Origin of the sequence: Bradyrhizobium sp. C9 (assembly GCF_002532045.1) — a bacterium.
Taxonomy (GTDB): domain Bacteria; phylum Pseudomonadota; class Alphaproteobacteria; order Rhizobiales; family Xanthobacteraceae; genus Bradyrhizobium.
Window position 1 is genome coordinate 71275 of record NZ_NWTG01000005.1, and the last position, 15501, is coordinate 86775.

At 66.1% G+C, this 15501-nt stretch carries 13 protein-coding genes; 5 read left to right on the forward strand and 8 right to left on the reverse strand.

The features are described 5' to 3' along the window. Positions 1–83 precede the first annotated feature (83 nt). A complete protein-coding gene (locus CO675_RS13315; protein WP_097672365.1) occupies positions 84–2456 on the forward strand; it encodes a xanthine dehydrogenase family protein molybdopterin-binding subunit in 2373 nt (790 codons plus the stop codon). A gap of 182 nt (positions 2457–2638) precedes the next feature. Here CO675_RS13315 and CO675_RS13320 read toward each other — a convergent pair whose 3' ends face one another. Beyond that, positions 2639–3439 (reverse strand): hotdog family protein, encoded by an 801-nt coding sequence (locus CO675_RS13320; protein WP_245452741.1) that lies wholly within the window; start codon positions 3437–3439, stop codon positions 2639–2641. 136 nt (positions 3440–3575) lie between these two features. On the opposite strand from CO675_RS13320, the gene CO675_RS13325 reads away from it, so the two are divergent. The 3 genes from CO675_RS13325 (at position 3576) to CO675_RS13335 (ending at position 7091) form a co-directional block, all read left to right on the forward strand. Continuing rightward, entirely contained in the window at positions 3576–4073 is a 498-nt protein-coding gene (locus tag CO675_RS13325) for a YaiI/YqxD family protein (protein WP_097672366.1), read from the forward strand. 4 nt (positions 4074–4077) lie between these two features. Further along, on the forward strand, positions 4078–5892 hold the full coding sequence (locus tag CO675_RS13330; protein WP_097672367.1) for an ABC-F family ATP-binding cassette domain-containing protein: 1815 nt from the start codon (positions 4078–4080) through the stop codon (positions 5890–5892). A 119-nt stretch (positions 5893–6011) separates the two neighbouring features. After that, a complete protein-coding gene (locus CO675_RS13335) occupies positions 6012–7091 on the forward strand; it encodes a D-TA family PLP-dependent enzyme (protein WP_097672368.1) in 1080 nt (359 codons plus the stop codon). 98 nt (positions 7092–7189) lie between these two features. Here the strand turns inward: CO675_RS13335 and CO675_RS13340 are convergent, their stop codons facing one another. Next, positions 7190–8092 carry a LysR family transcriptional regulator gene (locus CO675_RS13340; RefSeq protein WP_097672369.1) on the reverse strand — a complete coding sequence of 301 codons (903 nt, stop codon included), beginning with the start codon at positions 8090–8092 and terminating at the stop codon, positions 7190–7192. Between the two features lie 93 nt (positions 8093–8185). Between CO675_RS13340 and CO675_RS13345 the strand changes: the two genes are divergently transcribed. Beyond that, on the forward strand, positions 8186–9403 hold the full coding sequence (locus tag CO675_RS13345; RefSeq protein WP_097672370.1) for an MFS transporter: 1218 nt from the start codon (positions 8186–8188) through the stop codon (positions 9401–9403). A 99-nt stretch (positions 9404–9502) separates the two neighbouring features. Here CO675_RS13345 and CO675_RS13350 read toward each other — a convergent pair whose 3' ends face one another. The 6 genes from CO675_RS13350 to mmsB all read right to left on the reverse strand — a co-directional run bounded on the left by CO675_RS13350 (position 9503) and on the right by mmsB (position 15499). Beyond that, positions 9503–10717, reverse strand: coding sequence for a BaiN/RdsA family NAD(P)/FAD-dependent oxidoreductase (locus CO675_RS13350; RefSeq protein WP_097672371.1), 1215 nt, complete (start codon positions 10715–10717; stop codon positions 9503–9505). A 2-nt stretch (positions 10718–10719) separates the two neighbouring features. Continuing rightward, entirely contained in the window at positions 10720–11637 is a 918-nt protein-coding gene (locus CO675_RS13355; protein ID WP_097672372.1) for an SDR family NAD(P)-dependent oxidoreductase, read from the reverse strand. A gap of 274 nt (positions 11638–11911) precedes the next feature. Then, entirely contained in the window at positions 11912–12058 is a 147-nt protein-coding gene (locus CO675_RS40955; RefSeq protein WP_198964594.1) for a hypothetical protein, read from the reverse strand. Between the two features lie 175 nt (positions 12059–12233). Beyond that, positions 12234–12713: a MaoC family dehydratase gene (locus CO675_RS13360; RefSeq protein WP_097672373.1), complete on the reverse strand. Its 480-nt coding sequence runs from the start codon at positions 12711–12713 to the stop codon at positions 12234–12236. A 12-nt stretch (positions 12714–12725) separates the two neighbouring features. Then, positions 12726–14450 (reverse strand): AMP-binding protein, encoded by a 1725-nt coding sequence (locus CO675_RS13365; RefSeq protein ID WP_097672374.1) that lies wholly within the window; start codon positions 14448–14450, stop codon positions 12726–12728. A 161-nt stretch (positions 14451–14611) separates the two neighbouring features. Then, complete coding sequence (mmsB, locus tag CO675_RS13370) at positions 14612–15499, reverse strand: 3-hydroxyisobutyrate dehydrogenase (RefSeq protein WP_097672375.1); 888 nt, start codon at positions 15497–15499, stop codon at positions 14612–14614. Positions 15500–15501 lie beyond the last annotated feature (2 nt).

The window sequence follows — 15501 nt, forward strand, 5'->3', positions numbered from 1 at the left end:
GGGCGTTGTCGTTAAGGGGGGCGTGCGTTATCTCCTCAGCGCCCCCAAACTCCAGCAAATCCGGGCATTTCAGGTCATTTTCGATGCAAGATCATACGCCGCCCGCCTCTCTCGAAAACGCTATCGCACTGCAAAAATACGGTGTCGGACAGCCCGTTCGACGAAAGGAGGACGACACCCTGGTGCGCGGCAAGGGCAAATACACCGATGATTTCTCCCTGCCCGGCCAGGCGTATTGCTGGATGGTCCGCTCATCCCATGCCCACGGAATCATCAAGGGGATCGATACGACGGCCGCCAAGGCGCTGCCGGGCGTGCTCGGCGTCTGGACCGGTGCCGACCTCGCGGCCGCCGGCTACAACCCCTTCACCTGCGGCCTGCCGCTGAAGAACCGCGACGGCTCGCCGCTCAAGCAGACCAACCGCCCGGCGCTCGTAACCGACAAGGTGCGCTTCGTCGGCGATCCCGTCGCCTTCGTGGTGGCGGAGACCGCGGCGCAGGCCCGCGATGCGGCCGAGGCGGTCGAAGTCGATATCGAGCCGCTGCCGGCAGTCACCGATGCGGCCGAAGCGACCAAGCCCGGCGCGCCGCAGCTCTATGACAACATCCCCGACAACGTCGCGCTCGATTATCATTATGGCGACACCGCCAAGATCGAAGCGGCGTTCGCCGCCGCCGCGCACGTCACAAAACTCGACATCGTCAACACCCGCGTTGCGGTGGTCTCGATGGAGCCGCGCGTCGCGCTCGCGCATTACGACAAAAAGACCGAACGCTTCACGTTGCAGGTGCCGACCCAGGGCGTCTCCGGCAACAAGGCGATCCTGGCGCGCCTGCTCAACGTGCCCACCGACAAGGTCCGCATCCTCACCGGCAATGTCGGCGGCTCGTTCGGGATGAAGAACCTCAACTATCCCGAGTACACCTGCATCGCGCACGCGGCGCGCCAACTCGGCCGTCCCGTGAAGTGGCTGGACGAGCGCTCGACCAGCTTCCTGTCCGACAGCCAGGGCCGCGCGCAGCTGATCCATGCCGAGCTTGCGCTCGATGCCGACGGCAAGTTCCTCGCGGTGCGCCTCTCCGGCTACGGCAATCTCGGCGCCTATATCACCGGCGTCGCGCCGGGACCGCTGTCGCTCAACACCGGCAAGAACCTCGCCAGCGTCTACCGCACGCCGCTGCTCGGCGTCGACATCAAGACGGTTCTGACCAACACCACTCTGATGGGCGCCTATCGCGGCGCCGGCCGGCCCGAGGCCAATTACTACATGGAGCGGCTGATCGACGCCGCCGCCGACGAGATGGGCATCAACCGCTTCACGCTGCGCAAGCGCAACTTCATCAAGCCGTCGCAGCTGCCGTTCCCGGCCGCCTCCGGCGTCACCTATGACAGCGGCGATTTCGCCGGCGTGTTCCAGAAGGCACTCGAAATCTCCGACTATGAGAACTTCACCAAGCGCAAGAAGGAGAGCCGGAAGAGCGGCAAGCTGCGCGGCATCGCCGTCGGCTCCTATCTCGAGGTCACCGCGCCGCCGAGCGGCGAGCTCGGCAAGATCACCTTCGAGCCCGACGGCTCGGTGAAGCTCACCACCGGCACGCTCGACTACGGCCAGGGCCACGCCACCCCGTTCGCGCAGGTGCTGTCCGAGCAACTCGGAGTTCCCTTCGAGAAGATCACGCTCGAACAAGGCGACAGCGATCTGGTGCGCTTCGGCAACGGCACCGGCGGCTCACGCTCGATCACCGCAACTGGCCAAGCGATCGTCGAGGCCTCAGCGCTGGTCGTGGAGAAGGGCAAGAAGGCGGCCGCGCACATGCTCGAGGCCTCCGAGGCCGACATCGAATTCGGCCAGGGCCGCTTCACCATCGCCGGCACCGACCGCTCGATCGGCATCATGGAGCTCGCCGAGCGGATGCGCGACAGCAAGATGCCGGAGGGCACGCCGGAGACGCTCGACGTCGATCACGCCACCAAGGAGACCGCGTCGACCTTCCCGAACGGCTGCCACGTCGCCGAGGTCGAGATCGATCCCGACACCGGCGTGACGCGGATCGTGCGCTACTCGGCGGTCAACGATTTCGGCGTCGTGGTCAATCCGATGATCGTCGCCGGCCAACTGCATGGCGGCGTGGCGCAGGGCATCGGCCAGGCGCTGATGGAGGAAGTCAGCTACGACGCCTCCGGCCAGCCGATCACCGGCTCGTTCATGGACTACGCGTTACCGCGCGCCGGCGACGTGCCGTCGATGCAGGTCGGCGATCATCCCTCGCCGGCGAAGTCCAACCCGCTCGGCACCAAGGGCTGCGGCGAAGCCGGCTGCGCCGGCAGCCTGGTCTGCATCGTCAACGCCGTGGTGGACGCGCTGGCGGAGTACGGCATCAAGCACATCAACATGCCGCTGACCCCCGAACGCGTCTGGCGCGCGATCCAGGACGCCAAGGCGAAGGCAGCGTAAGGGCTGCCTTGCCGTAACCACAAACACAGGTGTCATCGCCCGCGAAAGCGGGCGATCCAGTATTCCAGAGACGTCAGCGATAGAACCGAGAAGCCGCAGCGTACTGGATCCCCCGCATGCGCGGGGGATGACAGTTGCGCGCGTCGATAGACTGCCCGGTTAACGCCGGCAGCGTCGTCGGCCTACGCCGCGGCCTGCTCGCGCGGCTGGGTGATCGCGATGTGCCAGCAATGCGCGAGCGGCACGCCATTGCCGAGCACCAGCGCGTCGAGTTCGACGAAGCGGTGGCCCTTCTTGTCGTAATTGCCGGTCACCTTGGCGCGCGCGGTCAGCTCGTCACCGATCCTGCCGGCCGACAACAGCTGCATGCGGGTGCCGACATGGATCCACGGCCCGAGGATCGCATTGTCGACCAGCACCTTGTTCATCACCCGCGGCAGCAGGCCGGGATGACCGAGACCTTCGCGCAAATAGATCGGGTCGGTCTCCCTGATATCGGCGAGATATTCCTTCGCGGCGTCGCCGGACCAGTCGCGGGGGATCACGCCGAGCCACTTGCCCTCTTCATAGGACGACGCGCTGACCGGCTTGCGTTCGGCGACGGCCGCGACCTGCTTGTAATCGTCGAGCACGAATTTCGGCGCGGATGCCGGCAGCGACGCGGTGCCGGTGGCGCAGAGCTCGCCGCGGCTATGCAGCTCGATCGTGAGCCCGTTGCCGGTTTCCCGGCCGGTCAACACCGCGATCTCGCCGTCATAGACCGGCTTCACGAAACGGGCCTCGATCAGGCCGCGTTCCAGGAAATCGCGCCCCCATCTCTCGACCGGCAGATGCATCATGTAGGCCATCACGTCGACGCCAGGCACCAGACCGCCGGAAAAGCCGAACTTCCGCGCCACCGTGTCGTCGTGGATCTTGTTCTCCGACAGTTTCGAGGTGTTGTAGGCCGAGACGCGGTAGGTCTGCATGGCGCTTGAAGACATGGGGTTTTCCCTTATTTCCGTTGCTTTTCTGGCGACAATGGTAGTCGAACGAAAAGACGTGGCAAGCCTCTCGTTTTGCTCGCAATTTTCCGCACCATGGAGTACACGCAGGCCGCGCCCGCCAACCAATGAATCGATGACTGAAACCCCTGCCCAAACCCGCATCTATGTCGACGCCGACGCCTGCCCGGTGAAGGACGAAATCTATCGCGTCGCGATCCGGCTCGGCGTGCCCGTCAGCGTGGTCGCGGGCAATTTCATCCGCGTGCCGCAGGATCCGCTGATCGAGCGCATCGCCGCCGGTTCCGCCATGGATGCCGCCGACGACTGGATCGCGGAACGCGCGCATGAGGGCGACGTCGTGATCACCGCGGACATTCCGCTGGCGAGCCGCTGCGTCAAGGCCGGCGCCGACGTGATCGCGCCGAACGGCAAGCCGTTCACCGAACAATCGATCGGCATGACGCTCGCGGTGCGCAATCTGATGACCGACCTGCGCTCGTCGGGTGAGATCACCGGCGGGCCGAAATCCTACTCGCCGCGCGATCGCTCGACCTTCCTGTCGACACTCGACCAGACCATCCGCCGCATCCAGCGCCGCCGCGCCGAGCAGGCGCCGGCGAACGGGAACTAGCGCGATGGCCCCACCGCTCATTCAGCTCAAGGACATCAGCCTGACTTTTGGCGGCACGCCGCTGCTGTCAGGCGTCGAACTGTCGGTCTCCGCGGGCGAACGCGTCTGCCTGATCGGCCGCAACGGCTCCGGCAAGTCGACCTTGCTGCGCATCGCCGCCGGCCTTGTCGAGCCTGATGGCGGCAGCCGTTTCGTGCAGCCCGGCGCCACCATCCGCTATCTGCCGCAGGAGCCGGATTTCGGAGAGCACAAGACGACGCTGGCCTATGTCGAAGCCGGCCTCGGCCCCGGCGACGACCACTACCAGGCGCGCTATCTGCTCGAACAGCTCGGCCTCAGCGGCGAGGAAGATCCAGCGCATGTCTCCGGCGGCGAGGCGCGCCGCGCGGCGCTGGCGCGCGTGCTGGCACCCTCGCCCGATATTTTGCTGCTCGACGAGCCGACCAACCATCTCGACCTGCCGACCATCGAATGGCTCGAGGGCGAGTTGGAGAGCCGGCGCTGCGCGCTGGTCCTGATCAGCCACGACCGCCGCTTCCTCACCAATCTGTCGCGCACCACCGCCTGGCTCGACCGCGGCCAGATCCGGCAGATCGAGCGTGGCTTCGGCGCCTTCGAGGCGTGGCGCGACGAGGTGCTGGCCGAAGAAGAACGCGAGCAGCACAAGCTCGACCGCAAGATCGTCAACGAGGAGCACTGGCTGCGCTACGGCGTCTCCGGTCGCCGCAAGCGTAACGTCAAGCGGCTCGGCAATCTCTTTGCACTACGCGACCAGCGCCGCGACTACCGCGGCGCCACTGGCAATGCCACGCTCGCCGCCGCCGAGGCCGAGAAATCCGGCCGCCTCGTGATCGAGGCGAAAAGCATCGTGAAGGCCTTCGGCGAGCGCACGATCGTCGATACCTTCTCGACCCGGATCCAGCGCGGCGACCGCGTCGGCATCGTCGGCCCGAACGGCGCCGGCAAGACCACGCTGGTGCATCTCTTGATCGGCAACGATCCGCCGGACTCCGGTTCGGTGCGGCTCGGCGCCAACATCGAGATGGCGACGCTGGACCAGCATCGCGAGAGCCTCGATCCGAAACTGACCCTGGCCGAAGCACTCACCGGCGGCCGCGGTGACCACGTCATGGTCGGCGACAAGTCAAAGCACGTCATCGGCTACATGAAGGATTTCCTGTTCGCGCAGGAGCAGCGCGGCACGCCGCTCGAAGCCCTCTCCGGCGGCGAGCGCGGCCGCCTGATGCTGGCGCGCGCGCTGGCAAAACCGTCGAACCTCTTGATCCTGGACGAGCCGACCAACGACCTCGATCTCGAAACCCTCGACGTGCTCGAGGATATGCTCGGCGATTACGAGGGCACCGTGATCCTGATCAGCCACGACCGCGACTTCCTCGACCGCGTGGTGACGTCGGTGATCGTGCCCGAAGGCCAAGGCCGCTGGATCGAATATGCCGGTGGCTATTCCGACATGCTGGCGCAGCGCGGCGCCGACGTGAAGCGCGAGACGGTGAAGGCGGACGCCGCGATCGAAGAGAAAAAGGAAGCCAGGGCCGCCGCACCCGAAGCGGCACCGAGGCGCCGGCTGAGCTTCAACGAGAAGCACGCGCTGGAAACATTGCCGAAGACCATCGACAAGCTGCACGCCGAGATCGCCAAGCAGCAGAAGCTGCTCGACGATCCCGACCTCTATGCGAAGGATCGCAAGAAGTTCGATGCTGCGTCAGCCGCGATCGCCAAGGCGCAGGACGAACTCGCCGCCGCCGAGGACCGCTGGCTCGAACTCGAAGTGCTGCGCGAAGAGATCGAACAGGCATGATGCGTAGATGCGTAGGATGGGTAGAGCGCAGCGAAACTCATCGACTTGGATCCGCGCGGAAACATGATGGGTTTCGCTTCGCTCTACCCCTCCTACCAGGCTGAACCGGAGTTGACCCGATGACCACGCCCCTCGCCGCCAAGATCGCCAAGGAATACGGCACGCCCTGCGCCGTGATCGACATGGACCGGGTCGAGCGCAACATTGCGCGCATCCAGAAGGCCTGCGACGAGGCCGGCATCGCCAACCGGCCACACATCAAGACCCACAAGAACCCGATGCTGGCGCAGCTGCAGATCAAGGCCGGCGCCAAAGGCATCACCTGCCAGAAGCTCGGCGAGGCCGAGATCATGGCCGATAGCGGCGTCGACGACATCCTGATCAGTTACAATCTGCTCGGCGACGAGAAGATGGCGCGGCTCGGCGCGCTCCAAGCCAATGCCAACGTCACCGTCGCGGCCGACAATTCGGTCGTGGTCGGTGACCTGCCGAAGGCGGCTGCCGCATCCGGCCGCCCGCTCTCGGTCGTCGTCGAATGCGACACCGGACGCAAGCGCGCGGGCGTCGAGACCCCACGTGAGGCGATCGCGCTGGCGCGCGAGATCGCAGGCTCAAAGGGCCTGAGCTTCGCCGGCTTCATGCTGTACCCGACCGAGACCGGCTGGGCGGATGCGCAGAAATTCTACGACGAGGCGCTGGCCGGCGTCCGCGCCCACGGCCTCGATGCGACCATCGTCTCGACCGGCGGCACGCCGAACCTCGTCAATCTCGGCAAATTGAAGGGCGGCACCGAGCACCGCTTCGGTACCTACATCTACAACGACCGCATGCAGGTCGCGGCCGGCGTCGCGGCCTGGGACGATTGCGCGCTGCATATTTATTCCACCGTGGTCAGCCGTGCCGGCCCCGAGCGCGGCATCCTCGATGCCGGCTCCAAGACGCTGACCTCGGACACCGGCGGCCTCGACGGTCACGGATTGATCCTCGAACATCCCGAGGCCAAGATCGCGCGCTTCGCCGAGGAGCACGGCTTCCTCGACCTCTCTCGCAGCAACACCCGGCCCAACGTCGGCGACGTCGTGCGGATCGTACCCAACCACGTCTGCGTCGTCGTCAACATGATGGACGAGGTCGTGATGGTGCGCGGCGACGAGATCATCGGCGCGTTGCCGGTGACGGCGCGCGGCAAGCTGCGGTAGCGGCAATCTGTAGGATGGGTAGAGCGCAGCGAAACCCATCATCTCGTAGCGTGGATGAAAGTTGATGGGTTTCGCTTCGCTCTACCCATCCTACGAATCTACCCTCGGATCAGCGCCTGCAGCTCCTGATCCAGCGCTGAGCGAAACACCTCGATCGGACGCGCCAGGCGGCCGGCGGGCGGGCGGTGCACGACCCAAGCGCGGACCGCCGGATTGAAATCCGCGATCTTCACGGTCTTGAGCCGGCTGCGGATCGGGCTTCGCTTCAGCGCCACCGGCGTGACCAGGCCAATGCCCAGGCCGCGCGCCACCAGCGACAGGCGCAATTCGCTGTCGAGCGCCTCGACCGCGATGTTGAATGGCAGATGCGCCGCGTCGAAATGGCGCTTGAGCGTCTGGCGAAAGCCGCAGCCGTCCTGGTTGATCACCCACCCGGTCTGCGACAGCCATTCGAGGTCGACGAATTTCGGCGTCTTCATGTCGCGCGCGACGACGAACACCACCGGCTGCGCGCCGAGATCGTCGGCCGCGAGATCGTCTGATGGCGCGGTGCCGTCGGGCAGGCAGATCGCCGCGGCGTCTAGCTCGTTGCGGCTGACTCGTTCCATGTGATTGGGCGACCAGCCCGAGACGACGCGCACCGCAAGCGCGGGGAATTCGCCGCGCACCGCATCGAGCGGACCGGTCAGCCCCGCCTCCGACAGGAACGGCGTCAGGCCGAGCCTGAACTCGCCGCGCACCACCCCGTCATTGGCGACGCCTGACTTGAGGTCGTCGAGCATGCGCAGCACGCGGCGCCCCTGCTCATAGGCCTCGATCCCCGCAGCCGTCGGCTTCAGCGGCTTCGACAGCCGGTCGAGCAGCTGCGCACCGAGCATCTCCTCGAGATTCTGGATCCGCCGCGTCACGCCGGGCTGGGTCAGGTTGAGCCGCGCTGAGGCCGCGACGATCGATCCGGTCTCCACGACGGCGACGAACGCCACAAGGTCATGGGTGTTCATAACAAGCTCGCATATTCTTCATCATCTTATTTGAATTGTAGCATATTATCCCGATCCCCTAAAGGGGGCCTCGCCACTCCATCGCGAGGTCCCATGACCATTTCCGAAGCCAACAAGCTCTCCCCGGCGCGCGCCGTCTCGGTGCGTCCCTTGATCTGGATCGGCGCCATCACCACCGGCACCGTCGTCACGAACCTATTCGCGCCGCAGATCCTGGTCGGCCTGATGAGCCGATCGCTCGACATGACCGCGCTGCAGGCGGGCCTGATCTCGACGCTGACCCTGCTCGGCTACGCACTCGGGCTGTTGCTGCTGGTGCCGCTGGTCGATCTCGTCGAGAACAAGCGGCTGATCCTGCGGACCCTCGCCTGCGCCATCGTCGCCGCGGTCGGTACCGCCATGGCGCCAACGCCGCTGATCTTGCTGGCCGCCACCTTCATCCTCGGCGCCTCCTGCGCCGCCATCCAGATGGTGGTGCCGCTGGTCGCCTCGATGGTGCCACCGGAGCGTCGAGGCCAGGCGATCGGCGATGTCATGAGCGGCTTGATGATCGGCATCCTGCTGTCGCGGCCGCTGGCGAGCCTGATCGCGGACAGTTGGAACTGGCGCGGCTACTACCTCACTTCGGCTGTGCTGATGACCGCGCTCGGTTGCGCGCTGGCGCGCTATCTGCCGACGCTGCAGCCCGCAGCGAAGGTCAGCTACGGCGCGCTGTTGCGTTCATTCCCGAGATTGCTGCGCGAGGAGCCGGTGCTGCGCGTTCGGTCCTGGACCGCGGCGCTGGTGATGGCATCGTTCACCGCATTCTGGGCGGCTGTCGCGCTGCGGCTGCCGGATACGCCGTTCAAGCTCGATGCCAAGGGGATCGCGCTGTTCGCGCTGATCGGCGTTGCGGGAGCGGCAGCGACTCCGATCGCCGGCCGCTGGGGCGACCGGGGTTTCGCGCGGCCGTTGCTGATCGTCTCGCACCTCCTCATCGCCGGCGCGCTCGTGCTGTGCGCCTGGGCCGGCATGATCGAGTCGCGGATCGCTGCCCTGTCACTGCTCGGCGTCGGCGCCGTGCTGCTCGATTTCGGCATCACCACCGACCAGACGCTCGGCCGCCGCGCCGTCAATCTGTTGCAGCCGGAGGCGCGCGGCCGGATCAACGGCCTGTTCGTGGCGCTGTTCTTCATCGGCGGCGCGGTCGGTGCGGCCGCGGCGTCGGCGGCATGGAGTTATGGTGGATGGACGGCGGTCTGCGCGGTGGCCGCGACGTTCGGCGTGCTGGGGTTCATCACCGACCTCGCGACGAAGACGGGATCGGAATGAGTGGTACCGCGTAGGATGGGCAGAGCACAGCGAAACCCATCATCTCGCAGTGCGGATCGAAGTCGATGGGTTTCGCTGTGCTCTACCCATCCTACGGAGCTACGACTTCAACCAATTCAATGCGCCCTTCCCCGCGGCGACCCCCGTCGCGAACGACGCCTGCAACAGATAGCCACCGGTCGGTGCTTCCCAGTCGAGCATTTCGCCAGCGGCGAAAACGCCGGGCAAACGCCGCAACATGAAATGTTCGTCGAGTTCGTCGAACCTGATCCCGCCGGCGGTCGAGATCGCCCGATCGATCGGCGCGATGCCCGTGAGCTGCACCGGAATCGCGTTGATCAGCTGCGCGAGCTCTGCCGGCGAGAACGATGCCAGTGGCCGGCCAGACGCAATCGCGGCCTCTTGCATGAGGCCGATGCCGACAGCAGAGAGCTGCGCCGCCTTGCGCAGGAAATTTGCGAGCGACTGCTTGCCACGCGTCCCCGACAGGCGGGCGGTCAGCGCGGCGGCGTCGAGGTCCGGACGCAGCGCGATTGTCAGCGTTGCCTGCCCGATATCCAGCACCGCCTCACGCAATTCCGCCGACAACGCGTAGATGGCGCCGCCTTCGATGCCCGCGCGGGTGACGACGGCCTCGCCGCGCACCGTGTGCGGACCAATCGTCAATGCGATGCCCTTCAGCGGCTGCCCTTCGAAGCGATCACGGAAGACATCCGACCACGCGACCGTGAAACCGGAATTGGCCGGCCGCATCGGTGCGACGGCGATGCCCTTCGCTGCGACGGTCACCGTCCACGTCCCGTCGGAGCCGAGCCGCGGCCAGCTCGCGCCGCCGAGCGCAAGCACCGACGCGTCGGCATTGACCACGCGCGGACCGTCCGGCGTTGCAAACAACAATCCGCCGCTGTCGTCCCACCCGATCCAGCGATGCCGGAACGCAAACGCAACACCCGCCGCATCGAGCCGCCGCAGCCAGGCACGCAGCAATGGCGATGCTTTGAACACTTTTGGAAACACGCGGCCGCTGGTTCCGACGAAGGTCGGCTGCCCCAACGCCGCGCTCCAGGCGCGCAGGGCGTCGGGCGGAAACGCGTGGACCGCGGCCGTCAGATGCGGCATCGCCTCGCGATAGCGCGCGAGGAAATCGGGCAGCGGCTCGCTGTGGGTGAGATTGAGCCCACCGCGCCCGGCCATCAGAAACTTGCGGCCGGCCGACGGCATCGCGTCGTAGACGGTGACCTGTGCGCCACCCGCCGCAAGGGTTTCCGCCGCGATCAGGCCGGCGGGACCGGCTCCGATGACGGCGACGCTCATGCTCAGAGCTTGATCCCGGCCCGCGCGGCGGCCTGGGCGACATACTTCTGCGTCTGCTCGAACGCACCCTGCAGCGCCTTCGCGGTCGACATGTCGCTGATCGCGTTGAAGTGCGCGGCGACGCCGTCGGGCGTCCATTCGGATTGCGGCAGGTTGACGCCTTCGGTCTCCAGCACGCGGATCACGGCGAACGAACCGGCACCGGCGCCCATGATGGTGCGGGTCGGCGCGTCCTCCGAGAGCAGGAACTCGACTGCCGGCGTGATCGCCTCCGGCTTCATCAACTCCAGCGCCTGCGGCGGCAGCAGTTCCTCGGTCATGCGGGTCGCAGCCGTCGGCGAGATGGTGTTGACCTTGATGTTGTTCTTGCGACCCTCTTCGGCGAGCACATTCATCAGGCCGACCATGCCGGCCTTCGCCGCGCCGTAATTGGCCTGGCCGAAATTGCCGAACAGGCCCGACGACGAGGTCGTCAGCACGATGCGGCCATAGTTCCGTTCGCGCATGCCGGCCCACACCGCCTTGCAGCAGTAGAAGGTGCCGGTGAGATGCACGTCGAGCACCTTGGCCCAGTCGGCAACCTCGAGCTTGGTGAACGACTTGTCGCGCAGGATCCCGGCATTGGCGCAGAGCAGATCGACGCTGCCCCACTCCTTGGTGGCGCGCTCGACCATTGCGGTGACCTGCTCGAAGTTCGAGACATCGGCGCCGTCGGCCATCGCGGTGCCGCCGGCCTTGCGGATCTCCTCGACCACGGTTTCGGCGGGCGACAGCGAGCCGCCGGTGCCGTCGCGCGCGCCACCGAAATCGTTGACCACGACCTTGGCGCCGCGGCTGGCGAGCCCCAGCGCGTGCGCCCGCCCAAGACCATTGCCCGCGCCAGTGACGATAGCGACGCGTCCGTCAAACCTGATTGCCATGCCGTTATTCCTGCTCTGACTTCCCTTCTCCCCTTGTGGGAGAAGGTGGCGCGAAGCGCCGGATGAGGGGTTCTCTCCACGGATGAGCACGCGGAGAGAGACCCCTCACCCGGCTCCATCTCGCTCCGCTCGATTGCGCCACCTCTCCCACAAGGGGAGAGGGTGAGTGCCCGAGCGGCATGAAAAGGTTGGCGACTTTTGAGCAGCGATGGATGGCCGGGTCAAGCCCGGCCGAGACCCAAGAAGGCCAGAACGAAGACGGCCACCGGGCGCGCTAGACGGATGGCGTCATCGATCCGCAGGGTTTCAGGCTTTTGAGCAGGTGCCCGCTCCAGCACTCATGATGCTCCTGGGCGTAGCTCATCGAGCCAATCAGAATCAAACCGACCACGACAAGTCCGGCGACGATGTTCTGCACCATGGCTGCCACTCCGGGGACCGCACCGCCTCAACGGAGGCATGATGGACACCAGGGATCAAAGCCGTCAATGCGCTATGTGGATCAGGCGAGTAACTCACCGCCTCTGAAGGCAGGTTGCGGCGGGCTAGCTCCACCTCTCCCGCTTGCGGGAAAAGTGGAGCTACTCAACCATCCCTCAGCTGAAATAGATCAGGCCGAGCCAGTCGGCGACCAGCGCGGGCTTCTCTTCGCCCTCGATCTCGACCGTGACGTTGGTGCGCGACAGCAGTTCCTTCGGCTTGCGCAGCGTGGCTTCGGCCAGCACGAAGCGGCCGCGAACGCGCCTGCCCGAGCGCACCGGCGAAATGAAGCGCAGCTTGTCGAAGCCGTAATTGACGCCCATCGCGGTGCCCTCGAGCACCGGCATCACCTCGTAGGACATGATCGACAGCAGCGACATCGTGAGGAAGCCATGGGCGATCGTGGTGCCGAAGGCGGTCTCCTTCTTCGCGCGCTCGGGATCGACATGGATGAACTGGTGATCCTCGATCACGTCGGCATAGGTGTCGATGCGGCCCTGATCGAGCAGGTGCCATGAGGACACGCCGATCTCCTTGCCGACCATGCCCTGGTAGGTCTCCAGCGACACCGGCGGCTTCTTCCAGACTTCGTTCATTGCTAATCTCCGCTAACCGGAGGTCCGCACCTTCTGCAGCTCCGGAAATTCTTCCTCGCGGAACTCGGCTCCGCGCAACGCATCGCTTCTGACATCGTCATGTTCGAGCCGGCGCAACTGTACCCGACGAATCTTTCCAGAAATCGTCTTGGGCAGCTCGGTGACCAGCTCGATCTTGCGGATGCGTTTAAACGGTGCGAGCCGCGTGTGCAAATGCTTGAAGATCGACAGCGCCGTCTCCGGGCTGCGCTCGACACCGGAGACCAGCAGCACATAGGCCTTGGGGACCGCCAGCCGGATCGGGTCCGGGCTCGGCACCACGGCAGCTTCCGCCACCGCGTCGTGCTCGAGCAGCACGCTCTCCAGCTCGAACGGCGAGATGCGGTAGTCGGAGGATTTGAACACGTCGTCGGTGCGGCCGACGAAGGTCAGATAGCCCTCGTCGTCGGTGAACACGACGTCGCCGCTGCGATAGATCTCGCCGTCGGTGCCGATCAGCCTGCCGTCGTCGCCCTGATAGCCCTGCATCAGGCCCGCCGGCCGGTCCGCGCCGAGCAGCAAGGTCACCTCGCCCTCCTTCGCGGCATGGCCGTCATTGTCGGTGACCTGCACGCGATAGCCCGGCAGCGGCCGGCCCATCGAGCCGACCTTCACCTTCTGCCCCGGCGAGTTGCCGGCCAGCGCCGTGGTCTCGGTCTGGCCGTAGCCGTCGCGGATGGTCAGCCCCCAGGCCGATTTGACCTGGTCGATGATCTCAGGATTGAGCGGCTCGCCGGCGCCGCAGACCTCGCGCAGGCTCACCTTGAAGTCCGACAGTTGCTCCTGGATGAACATCCGCCACACCGTCGGCGGCGCGCACAGCGTGGTGACGCCGCAGCGGCCGATGATCGAGAGCAGTCCTTTCGCCTCGAAGCGCGGCTGGTTGGCGATGAAGATCGTCGCACCGGCATTCCACGGCGCGAAGAAGCAGCTCCAGGCATGCTTGGCCCAGCCGGGCGACGAAATGTTGAGATGGATGTCGCCGGGCTGCAGGCCGATCCAGTACATGGTCGAGAGATGGCCGACCGGGTAGCTGCGCTGGCTGTGCCGCACCAGCTTCGGCTTTGCCGTGGTGCCCGAGGTGAAATACAGGAGCATCGGATCGTCGGCCTTGGTCGGGCCGTCGGGCGTGAAGGCGTCCGAAGCCTTGGCCGCCTCCTCGAACGGCAGCCAGCCCTCGTGGGCCTGCGTTGCGCCGACCACGATGCGCACCAGCTTTTCGCCGCCGAGGCCTGCGAACTTCGCGACCTGATCCTGCGTCGCGACGACTGCCTTGGCCTTGCCGCGATCGAGCCGGTCGCGCAATTCATCCGCGGTCAACAGCGTGGTCGCGGGGATCACGACCACGCCGAGCTTCATCGCCGCCAGCATGGTCTCCCACAGCGGCACGACGTTGCCGAGCAGCAGCAACAGATGATCGCCGCGCTTCAGCCCCTGCCCGCGCAGGAAGTTCGCGACCTGGTTGGAACGGCGCGACAGCTCGGCGAACGACAGCTTGGTCTCATTGCCGCTGGCGGCATCGACAATCCACAGCGCCGGCCGACCGCGGCTGTCGGCATTGCGCGCGAGCTCGGCGTCGAACCAGTCCAGCGCCCAGTTGAACGGCACGGGATCCGGCCAGCGAAATCCCTGCACCGCCGTGTCGTAGTCAGTGCGGTGCTTGAGCAGGAAGGCACGCGCGTCCTGAAATGTGGTCATCCGGCTTCTCCACATCCGCTATCGTCATCCTGAGGAGCCGCGCTTCTTGCGCGGCGTCTCGAAGGATGGCCACGGGCACCGCGCTAAGCATCCTTCGAGGCTCGCTGGCGCTCGCGCCTCCAGCGACAACGCTGCGCGTTGCGCGGGGATGACGCAATAGATCACTTCCCAGCGAGGCTCCGAACGTGCTGGATAATTCCGGAAAAGTCGACCCCGCCATGGCCCGACGCGTCAAAGGTCTTATAGAGCTCCTGCGCATGCTTGCCGAGCGGCGTCACCGCGCCGGCGGCAGTGGCGGCGTCCTGCGCTAGCGTCAGGTCCTTCACCATCAGGTTGGAGGCGAAACCGGGCTTGTAGTCGTTGTTGGCCGGCGAGGTCGGCACCGGGCCTGGAACCGGGCAATAGGTCGTGAGCGACCAGCACTGCCCCGACGAGGTCGAGGCGACGTCGAACAGCGCCTGATGCGACAGGCCGAGCTTTTCGGCCAGCACGAAGGCCTCGCCGACCGCGATCATGGAAATGCCAAGGATCATGTTGTTGCAGATCTTGGCCGCCTGCCCTGCGCCGCCGGCGCCACAATGCACGATCTTCTTGCCCATATTGGCCAGCATCGGCTGCGCCGCCGCGAACGCCTTCGCCTCACCGCCGCACATGAAGGTCAGCGTCGCGCCCTTGGCGCCGCCGGTGCCGCCGGAAACCGGCGCATCGACCGAGGCCATGCCGTGCTTGGCGGCGAGCGCGTGGGCCTGCTTGGCGCTTTCGACGTCGATGGTCGAGCAGTCGATGATCAGCGCGCCCTTGGCCATCGCCGGGAGCACCTCGTTCCAGACGCCGAGCACATGCTTGCCGGCCGGCAACATGGTGATCACGACATCGGCGCCCTTCACCGCGCCAACGCCGCTCTCGGCGATCGCGGCACCGTCACTCCTGGCCTGATCGCGGGACGCTGCGACCAGATCGAACGCGGTCACCTTGTGGCCGGCCTTGACCAGATTGGCCGCCATCGGCCCACCCATATTGCCGAGCCCGATGAATGCGACGTTTGCCATGG

What these genes read in the sequence shown, in the direction of transcription:
- CO675_RS13315 (WP_097672365.1), top strand. Translation starts at nt 84, where the DNA reads ATGCAAGATCATACGCCGCCCGCCTCTCTCGAAAACGCTATCGCACTG.
- CO675_RS13320 (WP_245452741.1), bottom strand. Translation starts at nt 3,439, where the DNA reads ATGTCTTCAAGCGCCATGCAGACCTACCGCGTCTCGGCCTACAACACC.
- CO675_RS13325 (WP_097672366.1), top strand. Translation starts at nt 3,576, where the DNA reads ATGACTGAAACCCCTGCCCAAACCCGCATCTATGTCGACGCCGACGCC.
- CO675_RS13330 (WP_097672367.1), top strand. Translation starts at nt 4,078, where the DNA reads ATGGCCCCACCGCTCATTCAGCTCAAGGACATCAGCCTGACTTTTGGC.
- CO675_RS13335 (WP_097672368.1), top strand. Translation starts at nt 6,012, where the DNA reads ATGACCACGCCCCTCGCCGCCAAGATCGCCAAGGAATACGGCACGCCC.
- CO675_RS13340 (WP_097672369.1), bottom strand. Translation starts at nt 8,092, where the DNA reads ATGAACACCCATGACCTTGTGGCGTTCGTCGCCGTCGTGGAGACCGGA.
- CO675_RS13345 (WP_097672370.1), top strand. Translation starts at nt 8,186, where the DNA reads ATGACCATTTCCGAAGCCAACAAGCTCTCCCCGGCGCGCGCCGTCTCG.
- CO675_RS13350 (WP_097672371.1), bottom strand. Translation starts at nt 10,717, where the DNA reads ATGAGCGTCGCCGTCATCGGAGCCGGTCCCGCCGGCCTGATCGCGGCG.
- CO675_RS13355 (WP_097672372.1), bottom strand. Translation starts at nt 11,637, where the DNA reads ATGGCAATCAGGTTTGACGGACGCGTCGCTATCGTCACTGGCGCGGGC.
- CO675_RS40955 (WP_198964594.1), bottom strand. Translation starts at nt 12,058, where the DNA reads ATGGTGCAGAACATCGTCGCCGGACTTGTCGTGGTCGGTTTGATTCTG.
- CO675_RS13360 (WP_097672373.1), bottom strand. Translation starts at nt 12,713, where the DNA reads ATGAACGAAGTCTGGAAGAAGCCGCCGGTGTCGCTGGAGACCTACCAG.
- CO675_RS13365 (WP_097672374.1), bottom strand. Translation starts at nt 14,450, where the DNA reads ATGACCACATTTCAGGACGCGCGTGCCTTCCTGCTCAAGCACCGCACT.
- mmsB (WP_097672375.1), bottom strand. Translation starts at nt 15,499, where the DNA reads ATGGCAAACGTCGCATTCATCGGGCTCGGCAATATGGGTGGGCCGATG.